Here is a 19476-nt window from a genome sequence, read left to right on the forward strand (position 1 = left end):
TATGCTCCTGACGCTTCATCCGCATCACCGAGGGGGGAACCTCATGCGCATACGCTCCGTGCTGGCCGTCGCCGCCACGGCCGGCACCGTCGCCGCCGTCGTCGTCGCCGCTCCGGCACAGGCCACCGAGTACTCCTCCGCCCTGAAGATCAAGGGCGTCCAGTACGACGCCCCCGGGCGGGACTCCAACAGCTGCACCAAGGGCAACGCCAAGAATGAGTATCTGACGATCAAGAACTACTCCCGCAGCACCCGGGTCAACCTCAAGGGATACGTCGTCAAGGACGCGTCCGGCAACCGGTTCCGGTTCTCCGCCGACCACTACCTGGAGCCCGGGGACTACGTGACGCTGCGCGGCGGCAAGGGCACCGAGTCCGACGCCAGGAACGTGGCCTACCGCCAGAACTGCAACTTCATCTGGAACAACGACAAGGACACCATCTACCTGTACCTGCCCTCCGGCGCGCGGGCCGACGTGCACGCGTACACCAAGGCGCGCGACGACCGCGACGGCAACGGGTACATCACCTACCACGGCTGACCCGGGCCCCGTGGCCCGGCGCAGGCGCGGCGTCCGCGGCGGCCGGACCGCCGCGGACGCCGTGCCGCGCGCCCGGCTACTCCTCGTCCGAGGCGGAACCCCGGGTGCGGCCGACCTCGGGGAGTTCGTCCTGCTGGGCGCGGATGTGCAGGATGTCGCCGATGAACAGGTCGTAGACGAGGACGCCCACCACGCCGCCGACCAGCGGCCCGACGATGGGCACCCACCAGTAGGCGCTGTACGAGCCCGGTTCGGTGCCCGGCAGCGCCAGGTCTCCCCACCCGGCGAAGAACGTGAACAGCCGGGGCCCGAAGTCGCGGGCCGGGTTGATGGCGTAGCCGGCGTTGGCCCCGTAGGACATGCCGACCGCCGCCACGGCGAAGCCGATCACGAGCGGGCCGAGGTTCGCCTTCACCGCGGTGTTGCGCAGGTCGACGATGGCCACGATCAGCATGACCAGCAGCGACGTGCCGACGATCTGGTCCACCAGCGGCCCCCAGTAGCCGCCGTGGAAGTAGGGCGCCGGGAACGTGCCGAAGATGGAGAAGGACGCGACGGTGTGCCCGTGCGTCTTCGGCCCCTTCATGGCCTGGTCGAAGGTGTTGATGGCGTCGTGGTAGACCGCGTACACCAGGGCGGCGCCGACGAAGGCGCCCACCACCTGCGAGAGCCAGTACGGCAGCACCTTGGACCAGGGGAACTTCCGCCGGACCGCGAACGCCAGCGTCACCGCCGGGTTGAGGTGGGCGCCACTGACCCCGCCCGCCACGTACACACCGAAGACCACGGCGAACGCCCAGCCCCAGGTGATGAGGAGCCAGTCGCCCGCGCCCAGGAAGAAGGTCGTGGGCCCTTCGGTGCGGCCGGAGCCGGGCAGCGCGGCGACCGCCATCGCGACCACACCGCAGCCGAAGGCGATGAGCACCAGCGTCCCCAGGAACTCCGCCAGGCACTCGCCCCACAGGCCCCCGCGGCGCCTCAGGCGGGAGGGCGCGACCAGGGGCGGGATCTCTACGGCCATATCGGCCCCCTCGACGAACGGTCCGGCACGGTCCAGCAGCGGCCCCGACCGCGCTGCTGCCCGGTCACGGCCCCGCGTCTCCGCTCAGTCTGCGCGTCCGCACCCCCAAGGGCCACTCGACTTCCGGCGCGGCGCACGGCCCCGGCGTCCGCCACCGTCCCGGAGACCGCGCGCCGCCCCCATACGGGTGATCCTTTCGGTGCCCCACGGCGCGCCTGAGCCGCCTGAACACCGGCGCGTGGGCCGTCGGCCGGGGCATCGGCGCGCCGGATCCGAGTGGCAGGCCCGCGCCCACCGCACAAGACTGATCCATGGTTTCGTGATCAGGCGAAAACGCACGGTCTCGGGGACCGGCCATCCCTGGCCGATGGTTTTCGACCTTTCCTCAGGGAGCTCGCATGGTGGAGAAGTCTGCCGACATATTGGTGCCCGGTCCTGATGAATCCGCGCTCACCCGGCACGGAAAAGCAGAACCGGACACCGCAGACACCGCAGACACCGCAGACACCGCAGACACCGAAAGGGAACTCGCGGGCATCCTCGCGGACGTCGTGCACGCCGACCGAATACACGCCGAGAGCCACTTCTTCACCGACCTCGGCGCCAACTCGCTCGTCATGGCGCAGTTCTGCGCGCGGGTGCGGAAACACCCTCAGCTGCCGTCGGTGTCCATGAAGGACATCTACCGGCACCCCACCCTCCGCGAACTGGCCGCTGCGCTGGTCGCGGCGGCGCCCGCGCCCACCGCCACGACGGCCCCGGGCCCGGACCCGTCGTCCGCCGCACCGGCCGCGCATCCCGCGCCCGCGGCGCCCGCCGTGCCCGCGCTCCCGCGCGCACCGGGTCCCGCGCTGTGCGGCACACTCCAGACGCTGATATTCCTCGGCTATTCCTTCGTCATCGGCATGGTCACCGCCCAGGCCTACGAATGGGTGGCCGCCGCTTCGGGCCTCGCCCACATCTATCTGCGGTCGTTCCTGTGCGGCACGATCGGATTCCTCGCCCTGTGCGCCTTCCCCGTCCTGGTGAAATGGGTTCTCGTCGGCCGGTGGAAACCACAGGAGTTCCCGGTCTGGAGCATGGCGTACCTGCGTTTCTGGCTCGTCAAATCACTGCTCCACGCCAATCCGATGGTGCTCTTCGTCGGCAATCCGCTGTACGTCATGTATCTGCGGGCGCTCGGCGCGCGCATCGGGAAGGACGTCACGATCCTCTCCCGGTCCGTGCCGGTCTGCACCGACCTGCTCACCGTCGGCGCCGGCACGGTGATCCGCAACGACGCCGTCTTCCTCGGCTACCGGGCGCACGCGGGCCGCATCCGCACCGGCAGCGTCACCCTGGGCCGGGACGTCTTCGTCGGCGAGAAGACCGTGCTCGACATCGACACGGTCATGGGCGACGGCTCCCAGCTCGGCCACGCCTCCGCGCTCTACCCGGGCCAGCACGTCCCGGCCGGGGAGCGGCGGCACGGCTCCCCGGCCCAGCCGACCGACGTCGACCACATACGGGTCCCGCCCGCCCGCTGCGGCACCCTGCGCCGGGCCGGGTTCGCGACCACCACCCTGCTCCAGCTCTTCCTGCTCTATCTGCCGCTCGCGGTGGGCGGCGTCTACATGCTCTTCGCCGAGGTGCCGGTGCTCAGCAAGCGCCTGGCCGCGGAGACCCGGGGCACGACGGCCGGGGAGATCGTCGCCGACACCCTGCTCGTGTCCACGGTGCTGTACTGCGGCGGCATCGTCCTGGGCGTGCTCGCCCTGTGCACCGTGCCGCGGCTGCTGCGCCGGCTGGTCAGACCGGACCGGGTCTACCCGCTCTACGGCTTCCACTACGCGGCGCACCGGATGATGGCGACCTTCACCAACATCAGGTTCTTCACCTGGCTGTTCGGGGACAGCTCCTACATCGTCCCCTATCTGCGCGGCATCGGGTACGACCTCTCCCGGGTGGAGCAGACCGGCTCGAACTTCGGCACCGAGGTGCAGCACCAGTCGCCGTTCCTGGTGTCCGTGGGCAGCGGCACGATGGTCGCCGACGGCCTGTCCGTGCTCAACGCCGACTACTCCAGCACGTCCTTCCGGACCAGCCGGGCCACGATCGGCGCGCACAACTTCCTCGGCAACAACATCGCCTTCCCGGCCGGTGCCCGCACCGGCGACAACTGCCTGCTGGCGACGAAGGTGATGGTCCCGCTCGACGGGGAGGTCCGGGAGGGCGTCGGCCTGCTCGGCTCGCCCTGCTTCGAGATCCCGAGGACGGTGGAGCGCGACGCGCGGTTCGACCATCTGCGCACCGGTGACGCGCTGCACCGCAGCCTCGCCGCCAAGAACCGCTACAACCTGCGCTCCATGGTGCTGCACCTGGTGCTGCGCTGGGTGCAGACGGCGGTGCTCACGGCCGTCGGGCTGGTCTCGGTCGGCCTGTACGGCACGCTGGGTCACCTTGTGATCGGCGCGTACCTGGCGCTCACGCTCCTCGTCACCACCGCGCACAACATCCTGCTGGAGCGCTGCCTGACCCGGTTCCGCCCGCTGCGCCCGCAGCTGTGCTCCATCTACGACCCGTACTTCTGGTGGCACGAGCGGCTGTGGAAGGTCCCGGACCACTATCTGGAGGTGTACAACGGCACCCCCTACAAGGCGCTGGTCTGGCGGCTGACCGGGGTGCGCATCGGGCGGCGGGTCTTCGACGACGGCTGCTTCATCACCGAGCGGACGCTGACCGCCATCGGCGACGACTGCACGCTCAACGCCGGCTGCAAGATCCAGTGCCACTCGCAGGAGGACGGCACCTTCAAGTCCGAGCACACCACGCTCGGCGCGGGCGTCACCCTCGGCATCGGCGCCCATGTGCACTACGGCGTGACGCTGGGCGACGGGGCCGTGCTGGCGCCCGACTCCTTCCTGATGAAGGGCGAGGAAGTCCCCGCGCACGCGGAGTGGGGCGGGAATCCCGCCGCGCCGACGGCGAACTGAGGAAGGGTCATTCGATGGGAGCGCTCGTGGCAGCGGACAGGGACTTCTGGACCGAGGTGCTGACCGCCGGTGGGTTCACCGCCGTCCCGCGGTGGGCGCCGCGGCCCCGGCCCGGCACGGCCGGGCACGAGGAGCCGGTGCCGGACCGGGTGGCGCGCGCCGTGCACGCCCTGGCCGCCGAACTCGGCGTGCCGGTCGGCGCGGTGCTGCTGGCCGCCCACGCCAAGGTGCTGGCCGCGCTCAGCGGCGAGCAGGACGTGGTGACCGGGCGCGCCACCGGCGCGGGCGAACCGCTCCCCTGCCGGCTGACGGTCGCACCGCGGACCTGGCGCGGCGTGGTGCGCGCCGCCCGCCGGGTCGAGGCCGACCTGCTGGCCCACCGCGACTTCCCGGTGCACGGGCTGCGCAGCGAACTGGGGCTGACCGGTCCGGCGTACGAAGTGGTCTTCGACCCGGAGGACGCCCGCGGAGAGAGCCTGCCCCGGGACGCGGTGCTCGCGGTCGGCTGCGCCGACCGTGCGGGACATATGGTGCTGCGGCTGCGGTACCGCACCGAGGTGCTGGACGCGGCGGCGGCGGCCCGGATCTGCGGCTACCACCTGACGGCGCTGCGGCTGATGGCCGCCGACGCGGACGCCGAGCACGCGCGGCAGAGCCTGCTGCCGGAGGCGGAGGTGCGCGAGCAGCTCGAAGGGCTCGCGGGGGCGGAGCGCGCCCTGCCCGACGCGCGGGCGCACGAGCTGTTCGAGCAGCGGGCACGGGAGCGGCCCGAGGCCGTGGCCGCCGTGCACGGTAACGAATCGTGGACGTACGCCGAGCTGAACTCCCGCGCGAACCGGCTGGCGCGGGCCCTGCTCGCCCGCGACCCGGGGCCCGAGGGCGTGGTCGCGGTGGTCACCGAACGCACCCTGGACTGGCTGGCGTCGGTGCTCGCGGTGTTCAAGGCCGGCTGTGTCTATCTGCCCGTCGAGCCGCACTTCCCGGCCGGACGGATCGCGGCGACGCTGTCCCGGGCCGGCTGCCGGCTCGTGCTGGCCGAGCCGGGCAGCACCGCCACCCTGGACGAGGCCCTGGCCGCCCTGCCGGACCCGGCCGAGAGGCTGCTGCTGCCGGACGCGTACGCGGAGGGCCACGACGACGGCGACCCCGGCCTGGACATCGCGCCCGGCCGGCTGGCCTACATCTACTTCACCTCCGGTTCCACGGGTGAGCCGAAGGGCGCGATGTGCGAGCACGCGGGCATGCTCAACCACCTGTTCGCCAAGATCGACGACCTGGAGATCGGGCCGGACTCGGTGGTGGCGCAGACCGCCCCGCAGTGCTTCGACATCTCGCTGTGGCAGTTGCTGGCCGCGCTGCTGACCGGCGGGCGGACCCTGCTGGTGGGGCAGGAGGCGGTCCTGGACGTCGAGCGGTTCGTCGACACGCTGGAGCGCGGCCGGGTCGCGGTCGTCCAGGTCGTGCCCTCCTATCTGGAGGTGGTGGCGTCCTATCTGGAGCGGCGGCCGCGCGAACTGCCCCGCCTGGCCTATGTGTCGGTGACCGGCGAGGCGCTCAAGCGCGAACTGGTCCAGCGCTGGTTCGCCCTGAAGCCGGACATCCCACTGGTCAACGCGTACGGCCTGACCGAGACGTCGGACGACACCAACCACGAGATCCTGCGGGCGGTGCCGGAGCGGGTGCTGCTGGGCCGGCCGGTGCACAACGTGCGGGTCCTCGTCGTCGACGAGCACCTGGCGCCGGTGCCGCTGGGCGCGCCCGGCCTGATCGCCTTCTCCGGGGTGTGCGTGGGCCGCGGCTACGTCAACGATCCCGAGCGCACCCGCGAGGCGTACCACAAGGACCCGTACCGGCCCGGCGAGCGGCTCTATCTGGCCGGTGACTGGGGGCGCTGGCACCCCGGCGGCACACTGGAGTTCCTCGGCCGCCGGGACAGCCAGGTCAAGATCCGCGGTTTCCGCATCGAGATCGGGGAGATCGAGAACACACTGCTGCGCGCCCCCGGGGTGCGCGACGGCGCGGTCGTCGTCACCGAACTGCCCGGCCGGGGCACGCATCTGGTCGCCTTCTACAGCGGACAGCCGCTGGCGGCGGCGGAGTTGCGGCACACGCTCGGGGCCGCGCTGCCGGCGTACATGGTGCCCTCGGCCTTCCACTGGCAGGACGCCCTGCCGCTGACCGCCAACGGCAAGACCGACCGCAAGGCGCTCACCGCGCTGGCCGCGCGGCTGGCCGAGAAGGACACGGCGGACGGCGGACCGAAGGACGCGCCGCGCACCGCCACCGAGCGCGGACTCGCCGACACCTGGGCGCAGTTGCTGGGCCTGCCGCGCGAACGGATCGGCCGCGGCGACCACTTCTTCGACTCCGGCGGCACCTCGCTGTCGGCGGTGAAGCTGACCATCGCCCTGGACCGGGCCGTGTCCCTCAAGGACATCACCCGCCATCCCGTGCTCGCCGACCTCGCCGCGCTGCTGGACGGCGCCGGTCAGCGGCGCACGGAGCTGCTGCAACCGCTGTCGGCGGCCGGTGACACCGACGCGTGCGCGCTGGTCTGCTTCCCCTACGCGGGCGGCAACGCGGTGAACTTCCGGCCGCTGGCGAGCGCGCTGGCGGGCCGCGGTCCCGCGGTGTACGCGGTCGAGCTGCCCGGCCACGACCTGGCCGCCGCCGACGAGCCGTTCGCCCCGCTGGAGGAGGTCGCCGGGCAGGTGGCGGCGGAGATCCGCGGGCGCGGCACGCGCCGGGTCATGCTGTGGGGCCACTCCTCCGGGGCGGCCCTGGCCGTCGAGACGGCGCGGCGGCTGCACGAGGACGGCACGGTGGAGGTGGTGCGGGTGTTCCTGGGCGCGCAGTTGCCGGGCACCGCCGCCGCCCGCACCGCCGCCGTCGAGGAGCTGTCCGGACGGAGCAACGCCGAGATCGCCGCGCACCTGAGCGCGGACGGCGGCTACTCCGAGCTGGGTGAACTCGACGCGGACCACGCCGAGCACATCGGCGCGGCCTACCGGCACGACTGCGTCGCGGCGCACCGCTACTTCGCGGCCGCGCTGGACTCCCCCGAGGCCGCCCGGCTGCCCGTGCCGGTGACGGTGGTCCTCGCCGCCGACGACCCGCACACCGCCGGGCCCGCCGAACGCCACCGGGACTGGATGTTCCTGGCCGACCTGGTCGACCTGCACGAACTCCCCGACGGGGGCCACTACTTCCCGCGCACCCGGCCGGACGCGGCGGCGCGGGCCGTCCTGGGCGCCGCCGAACTGCTGGCGTCCTCCTGATCCCGGCACCAGCCCGACGAAAGGAAACCGAGATGTCGTTCTCGTCCCCGGCGTCACTGCTGGAGGTGGAGTCGCGGCCGGACCGGCCGCCGGTCCTGCGCGTGGAGCCGCCGGCCGACCCGGCCGCCTGGGCCTCCGCATACCGCGAGGCCGTGCGCGCGCAGGTCACCGAGCACGGCGCGCTCGTGGTGCGGGGTCTGGCGCTCGGGGAACCGGAGCGGGTGCGGGCGGTGTTCACCGCGCTGGCCGGTGAACCCATGGCGGAACGCGAGGCGTTCGCCCCCCGCCAGTCCTACGGAGGCGGGCTGTACTCGTCCACCGCCTGGCCGGACAACCAGCCGATGTGCATGCACCACGAGCTGAGCTACGCGCAGCGGGTCCCCTCGCTGATGCTGTTCGCCTGCCTCGCCGCGCCCGACCGGGGCGGGGCGACCGCGGTGGCGGACGCCGAGGAGGTGCTGCGGGCGCTGCCCGCCGCGCTGACCGAGCGGTTCGAGCGCGAGGGCTGGCTCCTCACCCGCAGCTACAACGACGAGATCGGGGCCTCGCTCGCCGAGTCGTTCGGCACCGAGGACCGCGAGACCGTGGAGAACTACTGCCGCGCCCACGGCATCGAGTTCGAGTGGCGCGACGACGGCTCGCTGCGCACCCGGCAGCGCCGCAGCGCCGTCGTACGGCATCCGGTCACCGGCCGCCGCTGCTGGTTCAACCAGATCGCCTTCCTCAACGAGTGGACACTCGCGCCGGAGGTGCGCGAGTACCTGGTCGACGAGTACGGCGCCGACGGGCTGCCGTTCAACACCCGCTACGGCGACGGCAGTCCGGTCGGCGAGGACGTCGTCCGGACGCTCAACGCCGTCTACGAGGAGCACACCCGCCGCGAGCCGTGGCAGGCCGGCGATCTGCTGCTCGTCGACAACATCCGCACCGCGCACAGCCGGGAGCCGTTCACCGGCGAGCGGCAGGTGCTGGTGGCGATGGCCGAGCCGCGGCTGCTGGCCGACGGCGCCCCGACCCCGGAAGGAACACGGCGATGACCTCCGTGACGTCCCCCGCCACCGACTCCCCCACCGCCCGGCCGGGCCGTGTGCCGTCCTTCGCGGTGATCTCCGGCGCCCAGGTGCGGCAGGCGCTCCAGGGCCGCGAGCAGGAGATCACGGACCTGGTCGAGGCCACCTACCGGCTGCACGGCGAAGGACAGACGGTCAACCCGCCGTCGTACTTCCTGCGCTTCCCGGACCGGCCCGCCTCCCGGATCATCGCGCTGCCCGCCTCGGTCGGCGGGCGGGTGCGGGTGGACGGGCTCAAGTGGATCTCCAGCTTCCCGGAGAACGTCGCGGCCGGGGTGCCCCGGGCATCGGCGGTGCTGATCCTCAACGACCACGACACGGGCTATCCGTTCGCGTGCCTGGAGAGCTCCATCATCAGCGCCACCCGGACGGCGGCCTCGGCGGCGCTGGCCGCGGACCGGCTCACGCGCACCAGGCCCCGGCCCGCCCGGGTCGGTTTCTTCGGCACCGGACTGATCGCCCGGTACATCCACACCTTCCTCGCGGGCACCGGCTGGAGCTTCGACACGGTCGGCGTGTACGACGTGTCGGCCGACAGCGCGGCGGGCTTCTGCGGCTATCTGCGCCAGGCCGCGGCGGACGCGCCGGGCGGACGGGACGCGCGGATCACCGTGCACGACAGCCCGGAGGAGCTGATCCGCTCCAGCGACCTGGTGGTCTTCGCGACCGTGGCGGGCGAACCGCATGTCACCGACCCGTCCTGGTTCGCGCACCATCCGGTGGTCCTGCATGTGTCGCTGCGCGACCTGGATCCCCGGATCCTGCTGGAGGCGGCCAACTTCGTCGACGACGTCGAGCACTGCCTGAAGGCGGACACCTCGCCGCATCTGGCCGAACAGCTCACCGGTGGGCGGGACTTCCTGGACGGCACGCTCGACGACGTGCTGACCGGCCGGGCGGAGCCGCCGGGCGACCGGACCGTGGTCTTCTCCCCGTTCGGTCTCGGTGTCCTCGACCTCGCCGTCGGCGGTTACGTCCACGACGAGGTGGCTCGGGCCGGGAATCTCCATGTCGTCGACGACTTCTTCCACGAGCTGCGCCGGTACGGCTGATCGCTGATCGTCCCGTCCCCCGGCCCAGGCATCAGGAGGTTAGCGTGCCCGTCATTACCGCTCCCCACGCTTTCAACGAAGGCCAGCTCTACGTCGACCTCCGGCCGATCTTCGGGCGCTCGCTCTTCCTGAAGTGCGAGGGCTTCAACTTCGCGGGCTCGATCAAGCTGAAGGCCGCGGTCGAGATGGTGGAGGCCGCGGAGCAGGACGGGCTGCTGAGCAAGGACTCGGTCCTGATCGAGTCCTCGTCCGGCAACCTGGGTGTCGCGCTCAGCATGATCGCGGCCAGCAAGGGCTACCGGTTCCTGTGCGTCACCGACTCCCGCTGCAATCTGTCGACCAGGCTGCTGATGGAGGCGCTGGGCAGCGAGGTCCATGTCATCGCCGACCTGGACGCCAACGGCGGGTTCCTGGGCGCCCGGATCGACTACGTGCGCGCCCTGTGCGCCTCGGACCAGCGGTACGTGTGGCTCAGCCAGTACACGAACCCCGGCAACTGGGGTGCGCACTACCGCCGTACGGCACCGGAGATAGCCCGTCAGTTCCCGCGCCTGGACGTGCTGTTCGTGGGCGCGGGCACGACCGGGACGCTGATGGGGTGCGCGCGCTACTTCCGCGAGTGGCACCGGCCGGTGCGGATCGTCGCGGTGGACACCGTCGGCTCGGTGGCCTTCGGCGGTGCGCCGGGCCGCCGGATGATCCCCGGTCTCGGCATGAGCATGCGTCCCCCGCTGCTGGACGAGTCCTTCGTCGACGAGGTGATCCGGGTGGAGGAGGCGGACACGATCCGCGCCTGCCACCGGCTGGCCCGGCGCGGGTTCCTGTTCGGCGGCTCCACCGGCACGGTGGTCAGCGGGGCCATGTCCTGGCTGGCCGAGCACGACGAGCGCGACCTGACGGCGGTGGCCATCGCCCCCGACCTCGGCGAGCGCTATCTCGACACGATCTACCAGTCGACCTGGCTGGAGGATCTCTACGGCGACCAGGTGCTCGATCCCAAGGCGAAGACCGCCCCCGAGGGGCTGACCACCGCCACCCGCGACGCGGAGCCGGTGCCCCGCACTCCGGACGGGCGCCGCAAGCCGTAGCCCCGGTGTGCGCGGCCCACGCGGGCCCGGCGGACGACTGTGCCGGGCCCGCGTGGACCGTCCGCTCCGCTCCGTCCTTGTCGGTCCTGTCGGTCCCGTCGGTCCCGTCAGTCCTGTCCCGCCTGCTGCCCGGCCGCGACCAGGCCCGACTCGTAGGCGGCGATGACCGCCTGCGCCCGGTCCCGGACGCCGAGTTTGTCGAAGATGCTGGTGATGTAGTTCTTGACGGTGGAGACGCTGATCTCCAGGGTCTGCGCGATCTCGGTGTTGTCCAGGCCGGTGGCCAGCAGCCGCCAGACCTCCACCTCGCGCGGGGTGAGCGCCGCGGTGCTCTCGGCGGCGGGCCGCTCCCGGCCCTGCGGCGCCGCCCGCCCGGTCCTGACGTAGGCGCGGATGAGCCGGGTCAGCAGCCGGGGCGCGACGACGGCCTCCCCCGTGCGGACGGTGCGGATCGCGGCCACCAGTTCCTCGGGTGAGCTGTCCTTGGGCAGGAAGCCGTACGCGCCGGCGCGCAGGGCGGCGACCACGTACTCGTCCATGTCGAAGGTGCTCAGGGCGAGCACCCGGCACTCGGGCAGGTCCCGGACGAGCCGCTCGGTGGCGGCCACCCCGTCGAGGACGGGCATCCGGATGTCCATGACCACGACGTCGGGGCGGTGCTTCCCGGCCAGCACGAGGGCCTGCTCGCCGTTCTCGGCCTCGGCGACCACGGTGATGTCCGGGGCGGGCCCGAGGATCAGCGCGAGACCGCGGCGCACCAGCGGCTGGTCGTCGGCGATCAACACCCGGACCGCCCGCTCCCCCGCGTCCCGCGCGGCGTCCTCGGCGGTGCCGCGCACGGCCCCGTCCACGGCGTCGGTCTCGCTCACCCGTCAGCTCTCCTCGTCCGCGCCCGCCGGCGCCTCCAGCGGCAGGCTCGCCGCGACCCGGAAGCCGCCCTCGGGCAGCGGGCCGGACTCCAGTGTGCCGCCGTGCAGGGCGACCCGTTCGCGCATGCCGATCAGACCGTATCCGCTGCCGGGGCCGGGCGCCGGGGCGGGCTCGGCGGACTCCGTCTCGGCCCGGTCGGTGACGGTCACGCGCACGCTCCCGGGCAGGCAGGTCAGGCGGACCTCCACCGGGACGGCGGGCCCGGCGTGCTTGCGGGCGTTGGTCAGCGCCTCCTGGACGATCCGGTAGAGGGTGAGGCCGACCACCTGGGGCAGCGGCGCCGGATCACCGTCCACGGTCAGCACGGCGGGCTGCCCGGCCTGCCGGGACTCCTTGATCAGACGGTCCAGGTCGTCGAGGCCGGGCTGCGGCGCCTCCGGGGTGCCGTCGGGGCCGGTCGCGGTGTCCTCGTCGGCCCGCAGCACGTCCAGGAGCTGGCGCATCTCGCGCAGCGCGAGCCGTCCCGACTCCTCCAGGGTGATCAGGGCCTCGCGGACGACACCGGTGTCGTGGTCGAGGTTGGCGCGGGCGCCGCCCGCCATCAGCTGCATGGTGGTGATGCGGTGGGCGACGATGTCGTGCAGCTCCCGGGCGATTCGGCGGCGTTCCTCGGCCACCGCCCGGTCGGCGAGCAGGCGCCGGTTGGCCTCCGTCTCGCGCTGCCAGCGGTTGACCACCAGAGCGGCGCCGACGATGAGCACGGCGGCCACACAGGCACTGGTCAGGTTCAGGACGCCGCCCGGGACGGCGGTGCCGGGGGTGAGCAGGGTGATGCCGACGGCCCCGGCGGCCGCGGCGGCCGTCGCCCAGGGGCGGCCGGTGCGGGCGGCCGTGTAGAGGGCGACCGCCAGGGTGGCGCCGAAGTGCTGCTCCATCGGCACCGACAGGTTCAGCGCCGCGCCGAGGACCAGGACGGCCGTCACGACGGTGAGCGGGAACAGCCGCCGCACCAGCAGCGGCAGTGCGGACAGCGTCAGCAGGAGGACGCCGACACCCGACACCGGTATGCCGGTGAGCTGCGGGAACGCGGTGTATCCGACGATGTCGACGGCGGCGGCGCCGACGGTCAGCAGCGCGTCGTTGCGGGTCCACGGCAGGGCGTCGGTGCCCGGCGGGAACAGGCGTCCGCGCAGGCCGCGGCGGTTCGGCGCGATGCTGCGGCGCGTCACCATGGTGGTCCTCTCCGCGCTGCTCCGCGCCGTGGTCGCCGGGTGCCCGCGGGCACCGGTGTGTGCTGTCCTCCGCCCGTCCATTGTCGCAGCGGGCCGCGCCGCCGGGCTCCGACCTGCGGCCGAGACCGGACCGGGACCAGGGTCCTGGTCCAACGCCCGGGCGGTCCCGGGGCCCCCTGCCGCTTCTCATCCCGCGCTCGGACGATCTCCGCGCATTCCGGTGATTCGCTGGAAGGGCACTGTCCGAGAACGTCCCGAACGGGAGCCCCCGTGATTCGCGCCCTGACCGGATTCTCCACGAGAAATCCATGGAAAGTCATCACCCTATGGGTACTGCTGGGAATAGGACTGACCATGGTGGGTCAGGCCCTGATGTACCGCGTCACCGAGAGTCAGCTGGGTGACTTCCTGCCCGACAAGTACGACTCGGCGGCGGCCCTGCACATCGCCGAGGACAAGTTCGGGATCAAGCCGGACGCCAACTCCGTGATCATGCTGGTCAAGCGGGACGACGGCAAGCCGCTCGGGGCGGCCGACCAGCGGCACGCCGAGTCGGTGGCCGCGGCGCTCGGCAGGCAGCGGGTGGCCATGCCGGAATCGGAGGACGCGCCGCCTTTCCTGGCGAAGGACTATTCGCAGACGCCGAAGATCACCCCGGGTACGGTCGCACCGCACCGTACTTTCGTGCTCTTCTCGGTCGGACTCTCCGGAAATTCGACCGACCCGGGTCTTCAGAATGTCTTCAAGGAATTCCGGAAGAGCGCTTCCAGCCGGTACGCGCAGGACGGTCTGCGCACCGGATTCACCGGCGGACTGGCCGACACCGTCGACAGCCAGGACGCGGAGAAGACGACGAGCACGGTGGCCGGCGTGCTCACCGTCGCGCTGATCGTGCTGCTGAACGTCCTGGTGTTCCGCAGTGTCTTCGCGGCGCTGCTGCCGCTGCTGGCGGTCGCCATCGTCGGCGGGGCCGCCTCGGGTGCCGTGGTCGGCGCGGCCCTGCTCAGCGGGATCCGGCTGGACCCGAGCACACCACAGCTGATCAGCGTGGTGCTGCTGGGCATCGGCATCGACTACTTCCTGTTCCTGCTGTTCCGCTTCCGTGAACGGCTGCGCGCCCAGCCGGACCGTGCGCCGCGCGAGATCGCGGGCGAGGTCACGGGCCGGGTGGGTTCCGCGATCACCTCGGCCGCGCTGACCATCGTGGCCGCCTTCGCCACCCTGGGCATCGCGAGCTTCGGCCAGTTCCGGGTGCTGGGCCCGGCCATCGCGATCTCCGTCCTGGTGATGCTGCTGGCCAGCCTGACCTTCATGCCCGCCCTGCTGGCGGTCACCGGCCGCAAGATGTTCTGGCCCTCACGCGCCCTGAAGCGCGCGCCGCGCGAGGGCACGGCCGGGCGCTTCGGCGCCGCCGTCGCCCGCCGCCCGCTGGCCGTCGCGGCCGGTGCCGTCGTCCTGCTGGGCGCACTGGCCGCCGGGACGATCGGCATGAAGATGGACTACGGCACCGGCAGCGGCGGCGGTGACACCCCGGCCGCCGCCACCGCGGCCGAGATCTCCCGCGCACTGCCCGCGGGCGTCTCCGACCCGACCGACGTCTACGTCACCAGGGACGGCGGCGCCCTCGACCGGCGCGGCGTGGACGCCCTGGCCACGGCGCTCGGCCGCACCAAGGGGGTGGGCCAGGTGAGCCCCGCCGTCTACGACAAGGGGGGCGATGCGGCCCGGATCAGCCTCTACCTGACCGCCGACCCGCAGAGCCAGAAGGCGCGCGACCTGGTCTCCGGCCCGGTGCGGGCGGCCGTCGCCGCGCACACGCCCGCGGGCGCCGAGGCCCATGTCGGCGGCACCGCGGCGATCTTCGCGGACATCTCCACCGCCGTCTCCGAGGACCTCGAACTGGTCTTCCCCGTGGCCGCCGCGCTCATCGCGCTGATCCTGCTCGTCCTGCTGCGCAGCGTGCTGGCGCCCGCGGTGCTGATGATCTCCGTCGGGCTCGGCTTCGCCGCCACGCTCGGCGCCTCGACGCTGGTGTTCCAGCATCTGCGCGGCGAGCCCGGTGTCGCCTTCACCCTGCCGCTGGTGCTCTTCCTGTTCGTGGTGGCGCTGGGCACCGACTACAACATCCTCATCAGCGACCGCGTACGGGAGGAGATGGAGCGGCCCGGACCGGCCCGTGCGGCGGTGGCCCGCGCCGTGCGGCACACGGCTCCGGCCGTGGCCACCGCGGGGCTGGTGCTGGCCGGTTCCTTCGGCAGCCTCGCGGTGAACCCGGACGCGGGCACCCAGCAGATCGGCTTCGCGACGGCCCTCGGCATCCTGCTGTCGGCGTTCGTCCTGTCGATCGCGCTGGTCCCGGCGCTCGCCGCACTGCTCGGCCGCTCCCTGTGGTGGCCCGTCCGCCCGCGCCGCGCCGCACGGCCGCGGCCGTCCTCCCCGTACGAGCCCGACGAGCGCCCCGGTCCGGGGGCGGGGCAGCCGTTCGGCCACCGGCCCGGGGTCCCGGGCCAGGACCCCGCACCCGGCCCGTACGACCACATCGGCACGAACTGACCGACGCGCCGCCTGCCCAGGACCGCCGCCGCTTCCCAGCGGCGGCGGTCCTCGTCGGCTTCCGCGGCCCCCGCCCCGAGACGCCGATCACTTTCCCCGGATGTGGTCTGGACTACATACCGACTAGTCAGCATGATGGTCGGGATCCGATGCCGACCCCGCCCCCAGGAGCGCTGGATGAGCCCCGACCACCCGCCCGGACTCGATCTCGACCGGCTGCGCGACCTGCTCGACCGCGAGCGCCCCGGCCTGGTACGGGGCCCCCTGACCGGCCGGCTGATCGAGGGCGGCCGGTCCAACCTGACGTACACCGTCTCCGACGGCACCGGCCGGTGGGTCGTACGGCGGCCGCCGCTCGGGCATGTGCTGGCCACCGCGCACGACATGCGGCGCGAGCACCGGGTGATCAGCGCGCTGCGGCCGACGGACGTGCCGGTGCCGGGCACCGTGCTGCTGTGCGAGGACGAGGAGGTGCTGGGCGCGCCGTTCTATGTGATGGAGTTCGTCGAGGGCACCCCGTACCGCACGGCCGGCCAGCTCGCCCCGCTCGGCCCGGAGCGCACCCGCGGCGCGGTGCTGTCCCTGGTCGACACCCTCGTCGCCCTGCACGCGGTCGACCCCGCCGAGGTGGGCCTCGCCGACTTCGGGCGGCCGGAGGGCTTCCTGGACCGGCAGCTGCGCCGCTGGGGCAAGCAGCTCGACGCCTCCCGCGACCGCGACCTGCCCGGCATCGACGAGCTGCACGCCGCCCTCGGACGCGAGCTGCCCGCCTCCCCCGCGCCCGCCGTGGTGCACGGCGACTACCGCCTGGACAATGCGCTGATCGGGCCGGACGACCGGATCCGGGCCGTGCTCGACTGGGAGATGTCCACGCTCGGCGACCCGCTCACCGACCTGGGCCTGCTGGTCATGTACTGCACTCCGCTGGGCATGCCGGACTCCCCCGTGTCCACCACCGCCGAGGCGCCGGGCCACCCCTCGCCCGCCGAGCTGATCGCGCGGTACGCCGCGCGCTCGGGACGCGATGTGTCCGCCGTCTCCTGGTACACCGCGTTCGCCTGGTTCAAGCTCGCGGTGATCCTGGAGGGCATCCACTACCGGTACACGCTCGGCCGGACGGTCGGCGGCGGCTTCGACCGCATCGGCGACCTCGTCCCCGTCTTCATCCAGCACGGCCTGACCACGTTGCACGACGGCCCCCAGGGCCTCCAGGAGGGCTGATCCCCATGGACTTCGCGTTCGACGCGCGCACCGAGGAACTGCGCGCCCGGCTCCTCGCCTTCATGGACGAGTACGTGTACCCGGCCGAGGAGACCGCGCACGAGCAGCGCGCCCGCCTCGCCTCGCCGTGGGAGAACCCCCCGGTGGTGGAGGAGCTGAAGGCCGAGGCGCGGCGGCAGGGCCTGTGGAACCTGTTCCTGCCGGACGCCGAGCACGGCGCCGGTCTGACCAACCTCCAGTACGCCCCGCTGGCCGAGATCACCGGCCGCTCGCCACAACTGGCGCCCACCGCGACCAACTGCGCCGCGCCGGACACGGGCAACATGGAGGTGCTCGCGCAGTTCGGCGACGAACGGCAGCGGAAGCAGTGGCTCCAGCCGCTGCTGGCGGGCGAGATCCGCTCGGCGTTCGCGATGACCGAGCCGGAGGTGGCCTCCTCGGACGCCACCAACATCACCACGCACATCGAGCGGGCGGACGACGGCTCGGACGAGTACGTGATCACCGGCCGCAAGTGGTACATCTCCGGGGCGATGCACCCCGACTGCAAGATCTTCATCGTGATGGGCAAGACCGACCCGGACGGCGCGGACGTGCGCCGACAGCAGTCCATGGTGCTGGTGCCGCGCGACACACCGGGCGTCACCGTGAAGCGGGCCATGCAGGTCTTCGGGTACGAGGACCACTACCACGGCGGGCACGCCGAGGTGGTCTTCGACCACGCGCGCGTGCCGGTGTCGAACCTCATCGGCGAGGAGGGCGGCGGCTTCGCCATCGCCCAGGCCCGGCTGGGTCCGGGCCGGATCCACCACTGCATGCGGCTGATCGGCATGGCCGAGCGCGCCATCGAGCTGATGTGCCGCCGGGCGGTCTCCCGTACGGCGTTCGGCAAGGCGCTGGCCCAGCAGGGCGTGGTGCAGAACTGGATCGCGGACGCCCGGGTCCAGGTCGAGCAGGTGCGGCTGCTGGTGCTGAAGACGGCCTGGCTGATGGACACGGTCGGCAACAAGGGCGCCCACACCGAGATCCAGGCCATCAAGATCGCCACCCCGCGCGCGGTGGTCGGCATCCTGGACCGGGCGATCCAGCTCTACGGCGCGGGCGGGGTCAGCCAGGACTTCCCGCTGGCCGAGCTGTACGCGGGCGCGCGCACCCTGATGCTCGCCGACGGCCCCGACGAGGTGCACCAGCGCTCGCTGGCGCGGCGGGAGCTGAAGCAGTACCTGTAGGCGCCGCCGGTGCGGGACCGCCGTCCCGCACCGGGTCCGCGCCGCTCGGTGTCCGGTCGTAGCTCGGTGTCCCGTGGCCGCTCGGCCTCGGGCCGCCGCCTCAGCGCCCGGACGGCACCGCGCCCCGTTCGCGCCGCAGCCGACGGACGACGACCGCCACATCGGCCGCGGCCAGCAGCGCGAGCACCGCGCAGACGGCGGCGGCGATGACGAGCGGGCCGCGTGCCGGGTTCTCGCCCGGCACGGCCTGCGCCGCCCACACCGCGAAGAAGGCGGCGGCCCCGGCGAACAGCGGCAGGAAGACCCCCGACAGCAGCAGCCGCAGTCCCAGGGGGCTCTGCGCGGTCATCGGCTCGGTGCCGGTCCGGGGGTGTCTGCGGCCGAACGCGCCGGAGCGCGCACGCGGCACCGGCTCCCTCCCGCGTTCCGGGTCGTTCTGGCTCATGGCACCTGTCTCCTCCGCCCCCGGCCGCCGCCTGCGCTTCGGCACGCTCACGGCCGGTTCGCGGCCGCGTCGCGGTGGGTCCGCGGGGCTCATGGCGGGTCCGCGGGGCTCGTGGTGGATCCGTCCCGGGCCGCGTAGCCCGTGTGCCCGGAGGTAAACCGCGTGCCGGGATGCCGGGGCACCGGAGTCCCGGTCCACCCGGCGGGTGCGCACCGGCCCGGTGGCGCGTCAGCCGTCGAGCAGGGCCAGATGATGGCGGACGGCGGCGCTCGCGCGGGGCTCGTCGTCGGTGGCGAGGAGATCGAGCAGGGCGCCGCGGAGCACCGCGAGCGCCAGGGTCCTGCGGGTGGTGCCGGATCCGGTGTCCCGCTCGGCGGGCGGCTGGCAGGCGGCCAGCACCGCGAGCCAGTCCTCGACGGTGGCACGGGCGAACCCGGCCCACGGCCCGTCCGGCTCGACCAGGGAGCGGGCGTACGCCTCGGCCCACAGCCGCAGCAGCGGGCGGTGCCCGGCGGCGGCGAGCCAGGCCCAGACCCGCTCGGTGGCCGCGGTCAGGCCGATGGGTCCGCCGGGGCCGCGCAGGGGGTCCAGGATCGCCAGTTCGTCCGCGCGGGCGCGCGCCAGCAGGGCCCGTACGAGACCGTCCTTGCTGCCGAAGAGGAACAGCAGGACCCGGGGGCTGGAACCGATGGCCGTGGCCAGCGGGCGCAGCGACAGATCTGCCAGACCGTGTGCGAGGACGTACCGGTAGGCGGCCTCCAGCAGCTCGGTCTGGCGTGCGGAGGGGGCTGCCGCTGACGGGGACATGGGGCTAGCCTAGCGGTACTGAAACAGTCGTGTCAGTGCCCGGCGGGGAAGCGGTGATCCGCCCTGCCGCCGGGCGCGGACGACGGAGCCACCGGAG

The 19476-nt window shown here is 73.0% G+C and carries 14 protein-coding genes; 9 read left to right on the forward strand and 5 right to left on the reverse strand.

Going from position 1 to position 19476, the window contains the following annotated elements:
• The first annotated feature begins 43 nt into the window (after window positions 1-43).
• Window positions 44-541, forward strand: a complete 498-nt coding sequence (locus B086_RS0133825; protein WP_018570872.1) for a lamin tail domain-containing protein — start codon at window positions 44-46, stop codon at window positions 539-541.
• A 76-nt stretch (window positions 542-617) separates the two neighbouring features.
• Here the strand turns inward: B086_RS0133825 and B086_RS0133830 are convergent, their stop codons facing one another.
• On the reverse strand, window positions 618-1562 hold the full coding sequence (locus tag B086_RS0133830; RefSeq protein WP_018570873.1) for an MIP/aquaporin family protein: 945 nt from the start codon (window positions 1560-1562) through the stop codon (window positions 618-620).
• Between the two features lie 398 nt (window positions 1563-1960).
• Here B086_RS0133830 and B086_RS0133835 point away from each other — a divergent pair, with 398 nt between their 5' ends.
• From B086_RS0133835 to sbnA, 5 genes are read left to right on the forward strand one after another with little or no spacing between them, the layout of a single operon-like run.
• Complete coding sequence (locus B086_RS0133835) at window positions 1961-4534, forward strand: Pls/PosA family non-ribosomal peptide synthetase (protein ID WP_026253048.1); 2574 nt, start codon at window positions 1961-1963, stop codon at window positions 4532-4534.
• A 14-nt stretch (window positions 4535-4548) separates the two neighbouring features.
• Entirely contained in the window at window positions 4549-7812 is a 3264-nt protein-coding gene (locus tag B086_RS0133840) for a non-ribosomal peptide synthetase (RefSeq protein WP_026253049.1), read from the forward strand.
• A 32-nt stretch (window positions 7813-7844) separates the two neighbouring features.
• Window positions 7845-8849 carry a TauD/TfdA family dioxygenase gene (locus B086_RS0133845; RefSeq protein ID WP_018570876.1) on the forward strand — a complete coding sequence of 335 codons (1005 nt, stop codon included), beginning with the start codon at window positions 7845-7847 and terminating at the stop codon, window positions 8847-8849.
• A complete protein-coding gene (gene sbnB / locus B086_RS0133850) occupies window positions 8846-9934 on the forward strand; it encodes a 2,3-diaminopropionate biosynthesis protein SbnB (protein ID WP_018570877.1) in 1089 nt (362 codons plus the stop codon). The genes B086_RS0133845 and sbnB overlap by 4 nt, the downstream gene beginning before the upstream one ends.
• A 44-nt stretch (window positions 9935-9978) precedes the next feature.
• Window positions 9979-11022: a 2,3-diaminopropionate biosynthesis protein SbnA gene (gene sbnA, locus B086_RS0133855; RefSeq protein ID WP_018570878.1), complete on the forward strand. Its 1044-nt coding sequence runs from the start codon at window positions 9979-9981 to the stop codon at window positions 11020-11022.
• A gap of 107 nt (window positions 11023-11129) precedes the next feature.
• Here the strand turns inward: sbnA and B086_RS0133860 are convergent, their stop codons facing one another.
• On the reverse strand, window positions 11130-11891 hold the full coding sequence (locus B086_RS0133860; RefSeq protein ID WP_018570879.1) for a response regulator: 762 nt from the start codon (window positions 11889-11891) through the stop codon (window positions 11130-11132).
• Between the two features lie 3 nt (window positions 11892-11894).
• Entirely contained in the window at window positions 11895-13124 is a 1230-nt protein-coding gene (locus B086_RS0133865; RefSeq protein WP_018570880.1) for a sensor histidine kinase, read from the reverse strand.
• A gap of 354 nt (window positions 13125-13478) precedes the next feature.
• Between B086_RS0133865 and B086_RS41440 the strand changes: the two genes are divergently transcribed.
• The 3 genes from B086_RS41440 (at window position 13479) to B086_RS0133880 (ending at window position 18127) form a co-directional block, all read left to right on the forward strand.
• Complete coding sequence (locus B086_RS41440) at window positions 13479-15677, forward strand: MMPL family transporter (protein WP_018570881.1); 2199 nt, start codon at window positions 13479-13481, stop codon at window positions 15675-15677.
• Between the two features lie 177 nt (window positions 15678-15854).
• The gene (locus B086_RS0133875) at window positions 15855-16898 is read left to right on the forward strand and encodes a phosphotransferase family protein (RefSeq protein WP_018570882.1); all 1044 of its coding nucleotides are present in this window, start codon (window positions 15855-15857) and stop codon (window positions 16896-16898) included.
• A 5-nt stretch (window positions 16899-16903) separates the two neighbouring features.
• The gene (locus B086_RS0133880; RefSeq protein ID WP_018570883.1) at window positions 16904-18127 is read left to right on the forward strand and encodes an acyl-CoA dehydrogenase family protein; all 1224 of its coding nucleotides are present in this window, start codon (window positions 16904-16906) and stop codon (window positions 18125-18127) included.
• 100 nt (window positions 18128-18227) lie between these two features.
• On the opposite strand, the gene B086_RS0133885 is transcribed toward B086_RS0133880, so the two are convergent.
• The gene (locus B086_RS0133885) at window positions 18228-18572 is read right to left on the reverse strand and encodes a DUF6343 family protein (RefSeq protein WP_018570884.1); all 345 of its coding nucleotides are present in this window, start codon (window positions 18570-18572) and stop codon (window positions 18228-18230) included.
• A gap of 228 nt (window positions 18573-18800) precedes the next feature.
• Window positions 18801-19379, reverse strand: coding sequence for a TetR/AcrR family transcriptional regulator (locus B086_RS0133890; RefSeq protein ID WP_018570885.1), 579 nt, complete (start codon window positions 19377-19379; stop codon window positions 18801-18803).
• Between the last annotated feature and the right edge of the window lie 97 nt (window positions 19380-19476).

It is taken from the genome of Streptomyces sp. PsTaAH-124 (assembly GCF_000373685.1).
Taxonomy (GTDB): Bacteria; Actinomycetota; Actinomycetes; order Streptomycetales; family Streptomycetaceae; genus Streptomyces; species Streptomyces andamanensis.